The sequence below is a fragment of the Fervidobacterium riparium genome, from assembly GCF_025370035.1.
Classification (GTDB): Bacteria; Thermotogota; Thermotogae; order Thermotogales; family Fervidobacteriaceae; genus Fervidobacterium; species Fervidobacterium gondwanense.
Map to the genome: position 1 here is coordinate 2,068,490 of NZ_CP009277.1, position 15,581 is coordinate 2,084,070.

The 15,581-nt window shown below is 40.9% G+C and carries 18 protein-coding genes and 1 tRNA gene; 4 read left to right on the forward strand and 15 right to left on the reverse strand.

Annotated features, from left to right (window positions below; translation table 11 throughout):
• Positions 1 to 5: 5 nt before the first annotated feature.
• Both IB67_RS09950 and IB67_RS09955 read right to left on the reverse strand, forming a co-directional pair.
• Positions 6 to 842, reverse strand: a complete 837-nt coding sequence (locus IB67_RS09950; RefSeq protein ID WP_498875307.1) for an HAD family hydrolase — start codon at positions 840 to 842, stop codon at positions 6 to 8.
• 37 nt (positions 843 to 879) lie between these two features.
• The gene (locus IB67_RS09955) at positions 880 to 1,959 is read right to left on the reverse strand and encodes a glucose-1-phosphate thymidylyltransferase (protein ID WP_498875308.1); all 1,080 of its coding nucleotides are present in this window, start codon (positions 1,957 to 1,959) and stop codon (positions 880 to 882) included.
• A 274-nt stretch (positions 1,960 to 2,233) separates the two neighbouring features.
• On the opposite strand from IB67_RS09955, the gene glnA reads away from it, so the two are divergent.
• From glnA to IB67_RS09975, 4 genes are all read left to right on the forward strand, one after another.
• Positions 2,234 to 3,604 carry a type I glutamate--ammonia ligase gene (glnA, locus tag IB67_RS09960; RefSeq protein ID WP_498875309.1) on the forward strand — a complete coding sequence of 457 codons (1,371 nt, stop codon included), beginning with the start codon at positions 2,234 to 2,236 and terminating at the stop codon, positions 3,602 to 3,604.
• A 155-nt stretch (positions 3,605 to 3,759) separates the two neighbouring features.
• Positions 3,760 to 4,134, forward strand: a complete 375-nt coding sequence (locus IB67_RS09965; protein WP_072760295.1) for a PadR family transcriptional regulator — start codon at positions 3,760 to 3,762, stop codon at positions 4,132 to 4,134.
• A 34-nt stretch (positions 4,135 to 4,168) separates the two neighbouring features.
• Positions 4,169 to 4,597, forward strand: coding sequence for a NifB/NifX family molybdenum-iron cluster-binding protein (locus IB67_RS09970; protein WP_072760297.1), 429 nt, complete (start codon positions 4,169 to 4,171; stop codon positions 4,595 to 4,597).
• A gap of 154 nt (positions 4,598 to 4,751) precedes the next feature.
• On the forward strand, positions 4,752 to 5,300 hold the full coding sequence (locus tag IB67_RS09975; protein ID WP_498875310.1) for a hypothetical protein: 549 nt from the start codon (positions 4,752 to 4,754) through the stop codon (positions 5,298 to 5,300).
• A 590-nt stretch (positions 5,301 to 5,890) separates the two neighbouring features.
• Here IB67_RS09975 and coaE read toward each other — a convergent pair.
• From coaE to coaBC, 13 genes are all read right to left on the reverse strand, one after another.
• Positions 5,891 to 6,421 carry a dephospho-CoA kinase gene (gene coaE, locus IB67_RS09980; protein WP_072760301.1) on the reverse strand — a complete coding sequence of 177 codons (531 nt, stop codon included), beginning with the start codon at positions 6,419 to 6,421 and terminating at the stop codon, positions 5,891 to 5,893.
• Positions 6,418 to 6,636 carry a hypothetical protein gene (locus tag IB67_RS09985; protein ID WP_084634422.1) on the reverse strand — a complete coding sequence of 73 codons (219 nt, stop codon included), beginning with the start codon at positions 6,634 to 6,636 and terminating at the stop codon, positions 6,418 to 6,420. The genes coaE and IB67_RS09985 overlap by 4 nt, the downstream gene beginning before the upstream one ends.
• Positions 6,636 to 7,997 (reverse strand): glucose-6-phosphate isomerase, encoded by a 1,362-nt coding sequence (locus IB67_RS09990; RefSeq protein WP_072760304.1) that lies wholly within the window; start codon positions 7,995 to 7,997, stop codon positions 6,636 to 6,638. Before IB67_RS09990 ends, IB67_RS09985 begins: the two co-directional genes overlap by 1 nt.
• 91 nt (positions 7,998 to 8,088) lie before the next feature.
• The gene (locus IB67_RS09995; protein WP_424695348.1) at positions 8,089 to 8,601 is read right to left on the reverse strand and encodes an adenine phosphoribosyltransferase; all 513 of its coding nucleotides are present in this window, start codon (positions 8,599 to 8,601) and stop codon (positions 8,089 to 8,091) included.
• A 39-nt stretch (positions 8,602 to 8,640) separates the two neighbouring features.
• Positions 8,641 to 9,582 carry an inorganic phosphate transporter gene (locus IB67_RS10000; RefSeq protein ID WP_434223481.1) on the reverse strand — a complete coding sequence of 314 codons (942 nt, stop codon included), beginning with the start codon at positions 9,580 to 9,582 and terminating at the stop codon, positions 8,641 to 8,643.
• A gap of 117 nt (positions 9,583 to 9,699) precedes the next feature.
• Positions 9,700 to 9,776, reverse strand: a tRNA-Thr gene (locus IB67_RS10005).
• A gap of 74 nt (positions 9,777 to 9,850) precedes the next feature.
• Positions 9,851 to 10,246 carry a DUF1292 domain-containing protein gene (locus tag IB67_RS10010; RefSeq protein ID WP_084634417.1) on the reverse strand — a complete coding sequence of 132 codons (396 nt, stop codon included), beginning with the start codon at positions 10,244 to 10,246 and terminating at the stop codon, positions 9,851 to 9,853.
• A 105-nt stretch (positions 10,247 to 10,351) separates the two neighbouring features.
• Positions 10,352 to 11,389 carry an AAA family ATPase gene (locus IB67_RS10015; RefSeq protein ID WP_072760307.1) on the reverse strand — a complete coding sequence of 346 codons (1,038 nt, stop codon included), beginning with the start codon at positions 11,387 to 11,389 and terminating at the stop codon, positions 10,352 to 10,354.
• A gap of 28 nt (positions 11,390 to 11,417) precedes the next feature.
• The gene (locus IB67_RS10020; RefSeq protein WP_072760308.1) at positions 11,418 to 12,080 is read right to left on the reverse strand and encodes an SMC-Scp complex subunit ScpB; all 663 of its coding nucleotides are present in this window, start codon (positions 12,078 to 12,080) and stop codon (positions 11,418 to 11,420) included.
• Positions 12,061 to 12,699 carry a segregation and condensation protein A gene (locus tag IB67_RS10025; protein ID WP_339747167.1) on the reverse strand — a complete coding sequence of 213 codons (639 nt, stop codon included), beginning with the start codon at positions 12,697 to 12,699 and terminating at the stop codon, positions 12,061 to 12,063. Before IB67_RS10025 ends, IB67_RS10020 begins: the two co-directional genes overlap by 20 nt.
• A 46-nt stretch (positions 12,700 to 12,745) precedes the next feature.
• Positions 12,746 to 13,351, reverse strand: coding sequence for a CBS domain-containing protein (locus IB67_RS10030; protein WP_339747170.1), 606 nt, complete (start codon positions 13,349 to 13,351; stop codon positions 12,746 to 12,748).
• A 40-nt stretch (positions 13,352 to 13,391) separates the two neighbouring features.
• Positions 13,392 to 14,375 (reverse strand): hypothetical protein, encoded by a 984-nt coding sequence (locus tag IB67_RS10035; protein WP_339747173.1) that lies wholly within the window; start codon positions 14,373 to 14,375, stop codon positions 13,392 to 13,394.
• The gene (gene coaBC, locus IB67_RS10040) at positions 14,357 to 15,529 is read right to left on the reverse strand and encodes a bifunctional phosphopantothenoylcysteine decarboxylase/phosphopantothenate--cysteine ligase CoaBC (protein ID WP_339747176.1); all 1,173 of its coding nucleotides are present in this window, start codon (positions 15,527 to 15,529) and stop codon (positions 14,357 to 14,359) included. The genes IB67_RS10035 and coaBC overlap by 19 nt, the downstream gene beginning before the upstream one ends.
• Between the last annotated feature and the right edge of the window lie 52 nt (positions 15,530 to 15,581).

Sequence of the window (15,581 nt, forward strand, 5' to 3'; positions counted from 1 at the left end):
TTAACTTATACTCTTCCATTCAGTGCCCATTTCCTAACAGCATATGCCACTCCAGCTTCATCGTTTGATTTTGTTATAAACCTTGCATATTTCTTTACTTCTTCATGCCCGTTTTCCATAACCACTGGATAACCTACGATTTTCAGAAGTCCTATGTCGTTGAAGCTGTCTCCCAAATACATCGTCTGCTCGTGAGTCACGTTGAAATACCTCAGCAGATATTGAAAAGAAGATTCCTTTGAAGAATTTGGACCAAAGACTTCATAGAACGTTTCATTACCTAATGTGTTGTTTTTCACAACACTCGTTTGGTTCTGAAATCCATCCAACGCTTCCGAAATTGCCTTTACAACAGTTGGCTCATCGCCGACAACCGCGATTTCCGCAATCGAATTCTTTGTTTTTAGATATTTTAACACATCATCGACAACATTCAATCTCCAACTATTTTGCTCCAGATATTTCGAAAACGTACCGCTGTACGGCTCATCGACGTACATATCTTTCTCTTCAAGAAAGTCTCTATAGACTATGTAAAACAAATTATTTCTTCTTGCACTCTCAACAACGCGAATAGCTATCTGTACGTCTAACTCGGACTTGTAAATAACCTTGTCTTCCATCCATTGATAGATGAAAGCCCCGTTTTGAAAAATAACAGGCACATCGAGTCCAAGTTCTTCTATGTAAGGCTTGGCAGAATAAAAATTCCTGCCGGTTGCAACACTTACATGCAAACCGTTCTCCATCGCTTCACGTAGTGCCAATACATTATCTTTTGGTATATGCTTTTCTTCGTTCAGCAACGTACCATCCAAATCAGTTACTATTAACTTAACCACTAAGAATACCTCCTTATTTATCCCCTTACCCCACGGCTCAGCGGGACACAACAACCTTACCTAAATCTCCGACTATTATCTGTACTCCTTTTGGTTTTCCATCGTTTTCAATGATTTCGACTTTCTTACCTATCAACGAAGAATCAATCCTGTACGAGAAATTCGATATCTTCACTTCGTCCATTAGGATAGAATTCTCTATCTCACAATTCTCAATAAGTGTGTTATTACCGATTGAAGTATAAGGTCCAATGTACGCATTTGAAATCGTGCAGTTATCACCGATAATCACAGGTCCTCTAATTACACTGTTCACTACCTCAGTGTTCTTTCCAATGCTCACTCTTCCCTGCAGTACCGATGTTGCTTCCACTGTGCCTTCTATCTTAAACTCTTCGATCACATCATCGAGAATCTTGTGATTTGCTTCAATCAAATCCTCAGGTTTCCCTGTGTCTTTCCACCAACCGTAAATGATATGACCTTCCACGGACTCTTTATGCTGAATCAACCAATCTATAGCATCGGTAATTTCCAGCTCATTCCTCCACGATGGCTTTATATTCGCAATTCCCTCGAATATATCCTTTCTGAACAGATACAAACCGATTATCGCAAGATTTGAAGGTGGCTCTTTTGGCTTCTCAACGGTTTTAACAATCTTGCTTCCTTCCATGACAGCGATACCGAACCTTGTTGGGTCCTGAACTGGCGATAACATAATCAGAGCGCTGAGTTCCTTCTTCTCTTCGAATTCTTTGACAAAAGGTCGTATATCATCCATGATGAGGTTGTCGCCAAGATACATCATGAAATCTTCATCGCCGAGGAAATCCTTTGCCATCAGAACGGCATGAGCAAGCCCTTTTGGCTCTGGCTGAAGGATATATGAAAGCTTTACGCCATACTTAGAACCATCGCCAAGCGTTTCTTGGAAATCGTTGATATTTTCTGGGCTTACTATCATGCCTATCTCATGTATACCCACGCTCTTTATCTTCTCGATTGTGTAGAGTATAACTGGTTTATTTGCAACTGGAATAAGGTGTTTAGCTGTTGTGTAAGTAAGTGGTCTCAACCTTGTTCCTTTACCTGCGCACAGAATAATTGCCTTCACTGACAATTCCCCCTTCCGATTGAATGTTGTAGCATTGTAGCAAATCAATTATATTACAAAATTTCGCATTTTCAAAGAAATTTACAGTTAAGAATTCTGTACATACACAAGTATACTGAAGAATCATTAAGAAACTGTGTGAACAAAGGCAGATAATTAAAGACAGGTGTTATTTCTGATGTTAGTGAAAATTTGGACGATTTGGATTGCTCATGCCCTAATGTTATCATTAAAATGCATAGCTATCGAAAATCAAACTTTGGGAGGGACGAAAATGAGCGCTTCTCATGTTTTGAAGCTTATCGAACAGGAAGGAATTAATTTTATCGACCTAAAAGTAGTTGACCTCTGGGGTAGATGGAGGCACGTAACATTAGCCAAGACAAACTTTTCCGAAAAGACTTTTACTGAAGGTGTAGGATTTGACGCGTCGAATCTTGGATATGCAGAAGTTTTCAGCAGCGATATGGTGATAATCCCAGATCCAGAAACAGCAATGATAGAAGAGTACGATAGCGAGAAAGTCCTCTCTATGATATGCGATGTCTACGAAGTAGAGAACATGACACCATGCTCACACGACCCAAGAACAATACTTAAGAAAACACTCGAATCGACAAAAGACATAGCCGATGAAGTTTACCTCGGTCCTGAGTACGAATTCCACATATTTGAAGACGTTAGGTACGATGTAAAATCCAACAGAGTCATGTTCGAAATAGACAGTGCAGAAGGATTTTGGAAATCGAGCGAGACAGGGGAGTATTTCATAGGCAGGAAGAAAGGATACCACAGAATCCCGCCATTTGACAAATTCATGGAAGTAAGAAACGCGATAGTCAAGAAACTTCTGGAATACGGCGTTCCGGTAAAATACCACCACCACGAGGTTGGCACATGCCAAGTTGAAATAGAACTTCCACTCGTTGAAGCTCTAAAAGCAGCGGACTACACAATGATAGTCAAGCACGTTGCAAGGCTTGTGGCAAAACAATACGGCTACATCGTAACATTCATGCCAAAACCGATGTACGATGAAGCAGGAAACGGAATGCACGTACATCAATTCTTAAAGAAGAATGGTAAAAACATCTTCAATGGCGACAAACTTTACAACCTTTCACAAGAAGCGCTCTACTACGTTGGTGGCATTTTGAAGAATGCACCAGCTCTCATGGCATTCACCAATCCGTCTACAAACTCATACAGACGTCTTGTCCCAGGATTTGAAGCGCCGACAAACGCAGTATTCGCACTTGCCAACAGAACATCGGCGATTAGAATACCTGCATACGTGAAAGACCCAGAAAAGCGCAGAATTGAATTCAGAACAATAGACGCCACATGCAACCCATACCTTGGATATGCAGCCATGATACTTGCTGGCGTGGATGGAATAAGAAGAAAAATAGACCCAACCGCTGAAGGCTTTGGACCATTTGAAGGCGACATGTACGAAAAAGAACTCAAACCACTTCCAAAATCACTTGAAGAAAGCTGTAAAGCACTCGAAGAAAACAATGAATTCCTCACAACATTCCCAAGAGAACTAATAACCCACTGGATAAATGCAAAACTTGTGGAAGAAAGACAAGTAAACGCAATACCTCATCCAAAAGAATACGACCTATACTTCGACGTTTAAAAAATAGTTCCTCCTCGTACCAGTACCCCCAGCCCTCGCTTCCAGCCAGCGAGGGCTTTGTTTTTTCAAAAAAATATATTGACAATTTCATATTACTGATATATAATCAGTACTGTGAATTGACTAATACATACGAAAAGAAAGAAGGTGAGACGATGAGGCGAAGATGCGGCTGTTCAGGACACGGAATGCATGGACCGCATAGATGCGAAGAGATGGGCTTTTCCATGGGAGATTTCTTAACAGCGGTTGTCTTAAATGAGCTTTCAAAAGGAGATATGCACGGATATGAGCTGTATGAAAGAGTTTCGAATTTGGAGTACTACCCATTCAAACACGATCAGAGCGTTCTCTACAGCCTTCTAAGAAAACTAAGTAACCACGGGCTTGTTGAGTATAGAATAGAAGAAGGTAGCGGAGCACCAAGAAAGGTTTACAGCATTACCGAAACTGGAAAAGAATACCTCAAAGAACTCAGAATCTATATTCAGAAACTCAAAGAATCATTTGAAGCGTTCTTGATGAGCTAAATAGTTAACAATTTCAAAAAAGGAGGGAACAAAGATGAGATTTGCGATACCCACAAACGATAGTAAGATGGTTGCAGATCACTTTGGAAGAGCTGAGTATTTCACGATAGTGGAAATCAAAGACGGAAAAGAGTTTGAAAGGAAACTTGTTGAAAATCTCCATGCAAAAGGTCACCACGGACATCATGGACATCACGGACACGAAGAAACCCACGAAACCAGCTGCTGCAACGGACATGGAAACGGACACGGAAATGGAAACCATCATCACGGACATGACGACGTATTCGAATCGACAGGACAGATAGACGCAGTCGTAGCAGTCAGGATGGGACAGCACATGTATGAAGAGCTCGTTGAAAGAAAAATAGACATCTACCTTGTAGAGCCCGGAACATCAATCGACACGATTGTCTCAAAAATGATTTCTGGAGAATTGAAAAAGATAGAGCCGAGGAAATAACGAGGTGAAGGACAACCCCCAGTTTAATAAGCTGGGGGTTGTTTGTTTATCCAAAGTCAAGACCGTTTGTTTGAACAACAATCCCATTCTCTCAGTCAGAATATTGGAAGGTGTGTTGGCTTGAGGAGATGTACACAAGAATGGGGGGAGTATGATGAAAAAAAGTGTCAACTATTCGCATGATATTTGGTTAAGGTGCGATAGCAAGACAGGGTTGTACTATCTGACGACGGAAGTAAGAGGACTGAAGTTCAAGGAATACGGTTATCCAACATTAGAACGATACTTGGTTAAGGTGGGAGGGATGGAAAACCCCAGGGAAACGGAAAGAGTGTACATCAGCGACGCTCTGCTTAAATACTTTGGTTCTGACCTCCCGAAGTGCTTAGACGCAGAACTTATCAAGACAAAGCCCTGGACATATTACCTTGTTCCAAGCAACACTTTCCAAACATTCATTATCTTGCTTGACAAAGGTGGGTTAGTCACTTTTGTCGAAAAACTGCCGAGAAACACTCGAAATTTTGTAATCCTGCCTGCGAGTGAAGTACAGTGGGATTTGGTGGTTCTCACACTGCCAAAGAAAAGAAGAAAAGAAGCAAAAATCACGTATGCAGCCTTTTCAGGATGTTGCGGCACGAGAATGGAAATAATCATAACACCCCAGGGAGAGATTATAAGGCCGGAGTTGCCGCGGATTTAGAGTAGACTCCACCTTTTTATTCCCTTCTCTCTTCACAGTTTATGTTGACTATTGTATATACTGATATTTGTATTAACCGTTAACAAGAAAAACAATTTCCATGGTATAATACAATGTAGCTGAGCGACTCTATGAGGGGTTGAAATTCTAAGATCTAATATGCCACAAACCACAGGAACTATGGTGTTAAAAAGGCTGTTTATTGGCAAATATCTTTGTACATTCCCATAAAATTTCGACACAGTTTGCGGATCCAGTGAAGCGTTCCTAACTATTCTCACAAACTTTCTAAAGGTGTTTAGATTATATATTGCTGCATGATTTCTTCTTTTGAAATTTTAGAACTTTGTGAACCTGTCTTATATTAACTATGAGGGATTTAAAGCCATGACAAGGCCTGATTAGTGGAAGTGGTACTGGGGAAACGGAAAAGTCAGTATAGCACAGAGTTTGAGCTTCCCTACAAGGGATTGAAACAATTGTGAGCGTCGCTATGAGGGTTTGAAACATATGGCTCTTGTTTTTTCCTCATAGTGATATGTTTTGAGCTTCCCTATAAGGGTGTAAAGACCCCCAGCGAAAGCTGGGGGTTATTTATTCACATATTTTTCGTATATCTTCTCTAATCTTTCCTGCAGTTCTTCAATCTTACTGTTATTTTCAACCACTATTCCCTCTTCAACAATATCTTCCTGCCTTTTCAGTATCTCTTCAATTGTCTTTTCGTCGTACCGTCCGCTTAGACGTTCTCTTATCGTTTCAGGACTTGCAACAACTGTTATCGTCAAATCGCAATTCTTAATCCCAAGCCTTCTTTTTATCGCTGCTTCTATGACTATGTCTTTCCCTTTCAGCTCTTCGAGCCTTTTGTCTAATAGTTTCAACATTGTAGGGTGTACTATCTGCTCGAGCTGTCTTAATTTCTCTTCTGATGCAAAGACTATCTTTCCTACTTCTTTTCTGTCGTCAGTTCCGAACGTTTTCTTGATTACTTCTTTGTTTATCTCAAATGCCTTATGACCCAGTTCATCTACGTTTATGTACTCAAACCCTTTACCAACAAAAAACTTTGAGACAGTGCTTTTTCCAGTGGCTATCTTCCCCGTGACACAGATGGTCATAGCAACCTTTCACCGAGAACTTTGTCCTTCATCTTCTCATATTCGTCGTTGTTCAAAATCATGAGGCTTATGTCATCATCTATCGTTTCTGAAAGTTTCTTTACAGCATCCTGCACTGTTTTTTCATCTTTGACGACAACCACAAATTCTTCATCTTTTAGAAATATTGCAACTGGATCGAAAATTGTTTTGAGGATTTCGACGTATTCTTTCATCATTCTACTTCAACCTTTCTCTGTGCAGAATCTTGGTAATTGTATTCCTCAAATCCGCCTCTTCCCATGAGTGCGTATGTTATCTTCTTTCCAAGCTCGACACCCGGCTGGTCATATGGGTTTATATTTAGCAGATGTCCAGCGATAGCAGTTGCGAGTTCGTAGTACATGATGAACTGTCCAAGGTGGTACTCGTCAATTTTCGGGAAGTTTACGGTTATCGATGGTCTTCCGTGCTTTGCAAGTGCAAGCTGCGTTCCTGTTTGTTCACTGTTGAGGAGTGTTGAGAGTTTCTTGCCACCCAAGTATGCCAGCTCTGGTTCGTTTTCGTGGAGTTTTGGAATTGTTATTTCTCTTTCGAACTGCTCAGTTCTCAAGAATGTGATTATCTTGTCATCTGGACCTTCGTTGTAGAGCTGTACTTGTGAGTGCTGGTCTACCGCACCGAGTGCTTTAACCGGTGTCTGACCAACGTTCACTTTATTTCCATCGTTGTCGTACATCTTTCCGAGGCTCTCTGCCCAAAGCTGTCTGTACCAGTCAGCGAGGTAATACAATCTGTTCGAATATGCCATCATAACAGAGATATTTCTGCCTTTTTTGTAATGCAAGTAATGTGTTACTGCAAGCAACGCTGCAGGATTTTCCCAAAGCGGCGATTTTATGGTTTTTTCGTAAGCGTCCTTTGCGCCGATTATGAGTTCTTCAATATCCAAACCTGCTGCTTTGGCAGAAAGCAATCCAACTGGAGTAAGGACGCTGAACCTTCCGCCAACATCTGGTGGTATATCAAGCATGCGTATGCCTTCGCTTCTTCCGAGTCTTCTCAGTACACCTTTTTCCGGGTCTGTTGTGAAGATTATATGTTCCTTCGGGTCTAATCCGTACGCATCGAGTATTCCGCGAACAATGAGGTAGTTTGCCATTGGCTCTGCCGTTGTACCAGACTTAGAGATTATATTGAATAGCGTTGTCTTCGGGTTTATACAATCAAGCACAGCGGCGAGATTATCTGGATCCACGTTGTCAACGACGAAAATCCTCAAAAATCCGTTTCTTTCTTCAACATTCATAGAATTCCAGTTGAACGGTCTTAGTGCGTTTTGAAGGGCGATATTTCCAAGTGCTGAACCGCCAATACCAAGCACTACGAGACTGTCGAATGTGAAGATAAAATCGCTCAGTTCGTTTACCGAGTCTATCCATTTTCTTGTAAGAACGGCATTAACGAAGCCTGGTTTGTTTTCGTCAAGCTTTTTCAAGAATTCTTCCACTTTTCCGGAGTAAGAATCTATTTCTGTGTAATCAAGCCCTCCTGCAACATTCTCAGAGAGGGTGTAAGTCAAATCGAACTTTAACACGTTAAGGCACCTCCGTTTTTTGCTCTCTTAATATTCTAATCTAAATATTACAACGATTGATTGCTAAGTCTGTTTTCTGATTTTTAAAGAATTAATACTTGATAGGTGCAATTATTGGAAGATCCTTAAGCAAATCCCTTGGATTAAGGTATGTGAGCTCAATTAAAAACGCACTTGCAACGACTTGACCTCCAACTTTTTCGACCAATCTCTTAAGTGCCAAAGCAGTACCGCCAGTTGCAAGAACATCGTCGACGATTAGTACTTTTTGCCCGGGTTTTATAGCATCTTCGTGTATATGGAGTTCCGCTTTCCCGTACTCGAGTTCGTATGTATCGCTTATCGTTTTGTATGGGAGTTTTCCAGGTTTTCTCACAGGAACAAATCCCTTGTTTAGAATATATGCAAGTGGAGCGCCTATCATGAATCCTCTTGCTTCTGGACAGACAATAACGTCGAACTCGTATTTCTTTGCTTCTTCAACAATCGTATCGATAGCGTGTTTAAAAGCTGTTGAGTCTTTGAGAAGAGGGGTTATATCTCTGAATATAACTCCTTTTTGTGGGAAGTCTGGAATGTCTCTTATAAATGCCTTTAGGTCCACTTTGAAATGCACCTCCGTTTTGTTTTTTACGCATATATTTTACCACAAAAGTTTAAATATTGAAAATAGTAATGCGGAAAATATACCGCTGTACAGTGGGGCCTGCAACCAAGAGAATAGTACTCTGTTAAATATCCTTTCGTTGCGAATCCTCGTACCTCTGGCATACCCTACGCCGACTATGCTTCCGACTATTGAATGCGAAGCCGATATTGGCAAACCAATAGCGGAGAATAACCACAAAGTTACGGCGGATGCACTGATACTTACCATCGCTGAAAAGTCATCAAGCGCAACAAGCTCTCTTCCAATTGTATAAATACTGCGTTTTCCGAAAAAATAAACTCCAACAGCAAGGGACAGCCCACCGACTAATAATAGCAAATACGGATTAACACCCTGGGAAAGTAGAAGTCCTGTGATTTTTCCGGCATTATTGGCTCCGAAAGAAAATGCACCGTAGAGTGTGAAAGACCATAAGAAAGTTCTCAACACCAATTCTCTGACGCCTAAGTTTTTAATGCCTCTAAAAATTAACGCAAAGATTTTAAAGAACAAATATGCGATTGCAAACGAAGCAACAGGTGTGGCGAACCAGCCCAAGGCTATGAACAAAAGCACTTCTGTATTTACTTCTTTCAATAAGAACCCTACTCCAACACTTGCTCCTACAATTGCCTGCGTCATTGAAATAGGCAAATTAGCTCGCAAGAAAAATAAGGCAACCGCTGCTGAGGAGATGTTTATTATAAGCGCTCCGGCTGTATCTACCTTGACGAGGTTTGATGCAACTTTCAAATTTGGCATACCTTCAATCAAAGAGCCCAAAAGGATGAAAATTATAGAAAAATAAAGGGCTTTTCTCATTTTAAAGATGCCGTTTGCTATCGTTGGACCGAGGAGACTTCCGGCATCGTTGGCGCCAATAATTACAGAAACGACAACAGATGGTAAAAGCAGCAAAAATACCGTAAAGTTCATCTATCCCACCCCTGGAGAAATATTAGCAAGACTGAGAATATAATTATACAACTATTTGCTCATCTTTGGCAATAAAAAAAACAAAGAGGGCACAACTGTACCCTCTTTTCTGGTTTTTGGAGCAGGCGGTGGGACTCGAACCCACACCCTCCTCCTTACCAAGGAGGCGCTCCACCTCTTGAAGCTACGCCTGCACCAAGCGAATCATTTTTGCCGAAAGATATTTTACCAAAACAGGTAATTGAGGTCAAGATGAAAAATTAGAAACTTATTCTTCCTCTTCATCTTCTTCGTCTGTATCGATGAAGAAATCCTCGTCACCCATCATATCTTCCCAAATCTTTACGACATCGTTGAACTCTTCTTCATTTTGCACGGAGTCAAGGAAAACGTTTCCCTCGTCGTCTTCTGACTTGACGAACAAGTATGTATCTCCAAATTCAGAGATTTCTTCATTCTCTACGAAGATTTCTTCACATACCCAGTAAGTTTTTCCTTTGTTTTCGACTTCGCCAAGCAGTACGAAGTGGTGTTCGTTTCCTTCCTCGTCCATAAGCGTGAATGCGTCGATGTGGTCATGGTGTTCATGATCGTGGTCGTGTTCGTGACCGCAATCACATTCGTGATCATCGTGATGATGGTGTTTGTGTTCGTGATCAAACATGTTAATCTCTCCTTCCTCAAAGAAATATACGATTAAATGATACCACACATTCGCTAATTTTGTTTAATTTTGTGTTAAATTTATGTTCTCTTTGCTTTCGGAGTGTTATTCCGAATAAGAGATGAGTTTTCTCATAATCGTGTCAGAAAGTTCGCCCTTTAAACCGGGTGTATTCGACAAATTGACAAGCATCCTGATGAAGGCTTCGAACGAATCTCTCGGCACAACTTTTGAAAGTTTGAACAGATTTTCAACGATCGTTTCGACATTGTTCTTGAGACTTTCGAGTTCTTTGTCATCTACCGTTGTTATGAAATCGACGAGCCTTATCAAAATTCCATTAGCTTCGTGTATATCAAGCTCCTGAGGTATGTGACCTTTTAAGAGTATCTCAGACGGGCTGTACATGGAACCTGATATGCTCTGATCTACGAATACCTTTGCTGCCTCAGGTCCAACTATCCCGCTGGCAAGGATGTAAGAATATTCTTTCTTTTCCTGTTCGTTCATAAGTGAAAGCACCCGGCTCAGTTTATACCAGCTTCTCGGGCTCGGCTTTATGGAGGTTTTCAAAGAGACGCCTTCGCGAACGGACAAAAATTCTGGATATTTGGAGATAAAACTAATGACTTCCTCTGCAACGTTTACCTGCCTTGACCAACTTATCCACTCTTGTGGGTCCGGGTGGACTTCCAATATAAAGAACCTGCTCAGAAAAGCCGGATCGGTTATTAGCTCCACCTGGTCGTAATTTTCATCTGGCGGGTTCATGGAAGCCATTATCCACGTACCTTCCGGAAGTACGTGGTTGTGTATCCTTTTATCGACAAGCAGCTGCATTATAGCATTTCTGATGCTTCTGTGAGCTCGGTTTATCTCGTCAAGCAGTATTATAGTATTCCCATCCTCGGGCCACCAATCTGGTGCCAAGAATTTTGTCTTGTTCTCATCTCTTGCAGGCAGACCTATCAAATCTCCGGGCTCCATCTGGGACAGAACGAGTATGATAAGCTTCCTGTTTGTCTCTTTTGCGATGTCTCTTGCAATGTCGGTCTTCCCAACACCAAAATGGCCGATGAGAAGAGGAATTTCTCCGGCTTCCATTATCTTTTTTGATAAGTACTTTGCTTCGTTGACTGTCACATCTAACACCTTCCTTTATATTCCCTTTTCATTCTTCAGGTGGAAGTTCGATATCTTCAGGAATGACTTCGAATGGGGCGATTTCTTCCTTTGTAGCAGCATCTTGATTGCTGTCTTGCGGGATTTTTTCTTGAGATTCTGATGGCTCGGGCGTTTCAAATAAATCCTTGCCAATGCTTTCAAACGAAGCTCCACCGGCTTGTCTTACTAATTCTTCTATCATGCTTTCATCTTTAAACGTATCGGTGAGGCTGTACACAAATGTCCTTCCCAGTTTTCGCCTCTTAATAACCCCAGCTACTAGCAGCTGCTTGATTAAATTGGACGAATCCTTACCGCGCATGCTGTCTATCTCGAGCTTAGTTGCCTGCCTTCGAACAGCAAGAAATACCGCAATTTCCAATTGAGATGGAGACAAACTTCCGAGATTTCTTCGCTTGGCAACCTTAGAAACAAAATCGGAAAACTGCGGTTTTGTGTAGAATCTATAGTAATCCTCTATTTGTTTCAACTCAACTCCGTACTCTTCGCCGGAATACCTTTCTTGAAGATATTTCAAAACCTCATCAAGTTTTTCTTCAGGCAGTTCGGTAAGTTCAATAAGCAATGTTTTCGATATACCTCGGGAAGCGAATATAATGGCTTCAACAAGAGAAACATATCTTTTCAAATCATCTTGCAGTTGCGACATCTTCTTTCACCACTCTTCTTAAGACCATGTCGTCGTCAATTGTATACCTTTCAAACCTTATCAACTCGAGCACAGCTAAGAACTTAACGATGATTTCATACCTTGAATTGCTATTTCTCAAAATCTCGTACAGGCTTACATTGTCATATATTTCTTCTATCTCAGCCATTATCCTCTCGAGAGAATAGTTCTCTTTTTTAATAACATAAACCTTCTGCTTAACTTCGACTTCTTGAATAGCCGCTTTAACGATCTTAACTAACTTCTTTTCGTCGACCTTCGGGAAAACGTATGGAATCTTTACGGGATACTGATCGGGATTGCTGCTGTTTGCAATGTGTTCCGTTAACTCTTTCAACCTCGCGTATTCCTCAATTCTGCGTATCAACAATTCCCTTTTGTATTCGTACTCTTTCTTTTCCTTTTCGCTCATCGGAAGCAAGCTTTTCGATTTCAGTTCCAAAAGATACGCAGCGGTCGCTATGAACTCCGAAGTTATATTCAAATTAAATTCTTCCATCTGGTTAACATAGTACAAAAACTCATCCGCCAGCTGAGAAATGGACAGCTGACGGATGTCTATTTTCTTTTTTTGAACTAAATAAAGGAGTAGATCCAAAGGACCTTCAAATTGCTCTAACTTAAAATGCAGTTCCATCGCCTAATTAAAAGAAACCCTCTTCCTCCACTATGGATTCGTACGGGATTTCATATACTTCGAGGATGCCTGCAACACTCTCTGCGTCCTTGCTGTCAACCTTAATGGAAACTTGCCTGTTTTCGCCATCTTTGAGAGTGAGTATTGACAAGATGTTAATTTTGTTGTTAGCGAGTACGTCTATGACTCTCTTCAGCTCTCCGGGCTTGTCTTGTAAAGTGAGATTGATCCTTATTCCATGCTCATCCATTGCGGCGATTTCAGTCATCGCTTCGAGAACTTCCTGTATCGAGAGCACGCCGATGACTTCGCTGTTGGAATTCACAACTGGAAGTATCGTTTCCTTGTTTTCGATGAGCATCATCGCCGCTTCTTCGATTGTTGAATCTTCAACGATGTAGAAATCTGGGAAGACAACATAAGAAGCTACCTTTTCATCCATTTCTACTTCTTTAACGACCGACTTGTGGAGCAAACCGTCAAATTTGCCATCCTCGTCGAGAACAATACAGTAATCGCATGAAAACCTTCGCATCTCGTGTAGAGCTTCTGAAATTGCCTGCGAATTCTTTACCTTGGGAAATAGAGTATTTACCCACCTTACTGCTTTCATGAATAAAACCTCCTTTACCTGCCATTTTGGTTATGGATTCTTAGAAATAGTAGTAATAAACTTCACCGCTATCTGAACAGTACACTGCAAATGAATTGTTTGAATTATTTATCTTAAATACTTCAAGAGGATAATCGCCCGTATCTAATGTGGTTATATCCTTGCCATTTGATGTGACCATAACCTTATTATACGGTGCGCTGAGAACCGCAACTTGTTCTCCCACCTTAGCGACATACGTAGGCGTGTAAGGAACCTTGAATCCTCCTATGATTTCATCGTTCTTGAGTATATAAATCGTTGAATTCGACATAGAAGCTATGTAATAAACCTCTCCATCGAAATACGCACTTGATATGTAGGAAGCCAATTTTGTCAGTTTACCAGTTGCCAAGTTGTAAACCTGACCTCCGCGTGTGTCGACAAGCAAGTCATTTACCAAAATAGAGGGTGTCGTAAGACCAATTTTCAAAGGTTTTTCGTTAAGAAATTCAACATCGTATGAATCGTTCCAAAGATAAGTACCTAAAACTTTTCCTTTCCATAGGAAGATATAAGCTGCTGAACCTGAGAATGTCGATTTAGACACTGCTTTCAAATTGGTGTCGTATATATGTAAAGCCCCGCCTTCCAGCAGTACGTAAACATTCTTTCCATCGAAAAGGCTACCCTGAATACGCCTTTCAAATTTGACGCTCTGCAAGAGTTCACCATCGAGAGATATTTTCGAAAGGTAAGGTCCTGTCCTGTCAACGACCAAATACCCATTTTTTAAATCATACACGGCGATAACGAAGTTTCCAATGTAGTTGAAATACGATAAAATTTGCTTGCTTGATATATCATAAACCGCCATATTGCGGCTGAACGGATCAATAAAAATCACGTCCCCGTTAGTTCGAAAATTCCTGAACGAGTACTTTATACCAACGTACACCTTTTCAATAGTTACAGAGAATACGCTTGAAAAGAAAATGGTAATGAATAAAAAGGATACCACCAATCTTAGCGCGCGTCTGTGCATACTCTCTTCAACAACTCCTTTGCTACTTCTTCCTTAGTACCTTCCAAATTCACAACTGCTTTGCCTTTGAATATTATATATACCTCTGTCTTATCGCTTCCCATCACTTTTCGAGCATCGTTTGCAACTATAACGTCGGCATTTTTCTTTACAAGTTTTTCGTAACCGTTTTCTATTATATTTTGAGTTTCTGCGGCAAATCCGACAACAATTTGACCCGGTCTTTTGTGGTGACCTACATATTCTAATATATCAGGTGTCTTACCCAATTCAATTACAAGCTTATCGGAAGATTTCTTAATCTTCTCTTTAGCACTTTCAACAGGTGCGTAATCCGCAACGGCGGCACACATAATAAGTATATCATAGTCATTGTATTTTTCCAAAACCTTTTCAAACATCTCGCGCGCGCTCTCGATCTTCACGATTTCATCGACGAAGTAAGGATATTCCATACACGTAGGTCCGGTTATCAAACAAACCTCTGCGCCTAACCTTTTCGCCGCGTTCGCAATTGCATATCCCATCTTACCACTTGAGTGATTCGAAATATACCTCACCGGGTCAATGCTTTCCCTTGTTGGACCCGCTGTAACGAGCACCTTCTTGCCTGCAAGTGGTTTTTCTTCAGCCAAGATATTTATGAATTCTATAATCTTTTCATTTTCAGGATAACGTCCTCTTCCAACCTCTCCACAAGCCAAATGCCCGACTTCTGGCTCTAAGACTTTCCATCCCAATTTCTTAACCTTTTCCAAATTCTCCAAAGTTGCGGGATTTTCGTACATCCGAGTGTTCATCGTTGGAACGATGACCTTGTTTTCCTTGTTGAATGCGAGTGCTGTTGTTGTCAAAAGATTGTCAGCAAAACCATTTGCAATCTTTGCAATCGTATTTGCCGTTGCCGGCGCTATAACAAAAACATCAGCCCATTTCGATACTTCGGTGTGTATTATCCAACCAGATTCAATCTCGTACGTATCAGTGTAAACTTTACAATTTCCGACTGAGGAGAATACAACAGGATTGATAAGCTTTGCTGCATTCTCTGTCATTATCACCTGCAGATTCCATCCTTGCTTTCTAATCTTACTTGCCAAATCGACAGCTTTGTATATAGCAATCCCAGAAGAGACACCTAATAGGACATTCATCTTGCCCACCACCTTTACCGTATCGTATTTTTCACCATACGAATATACCTTG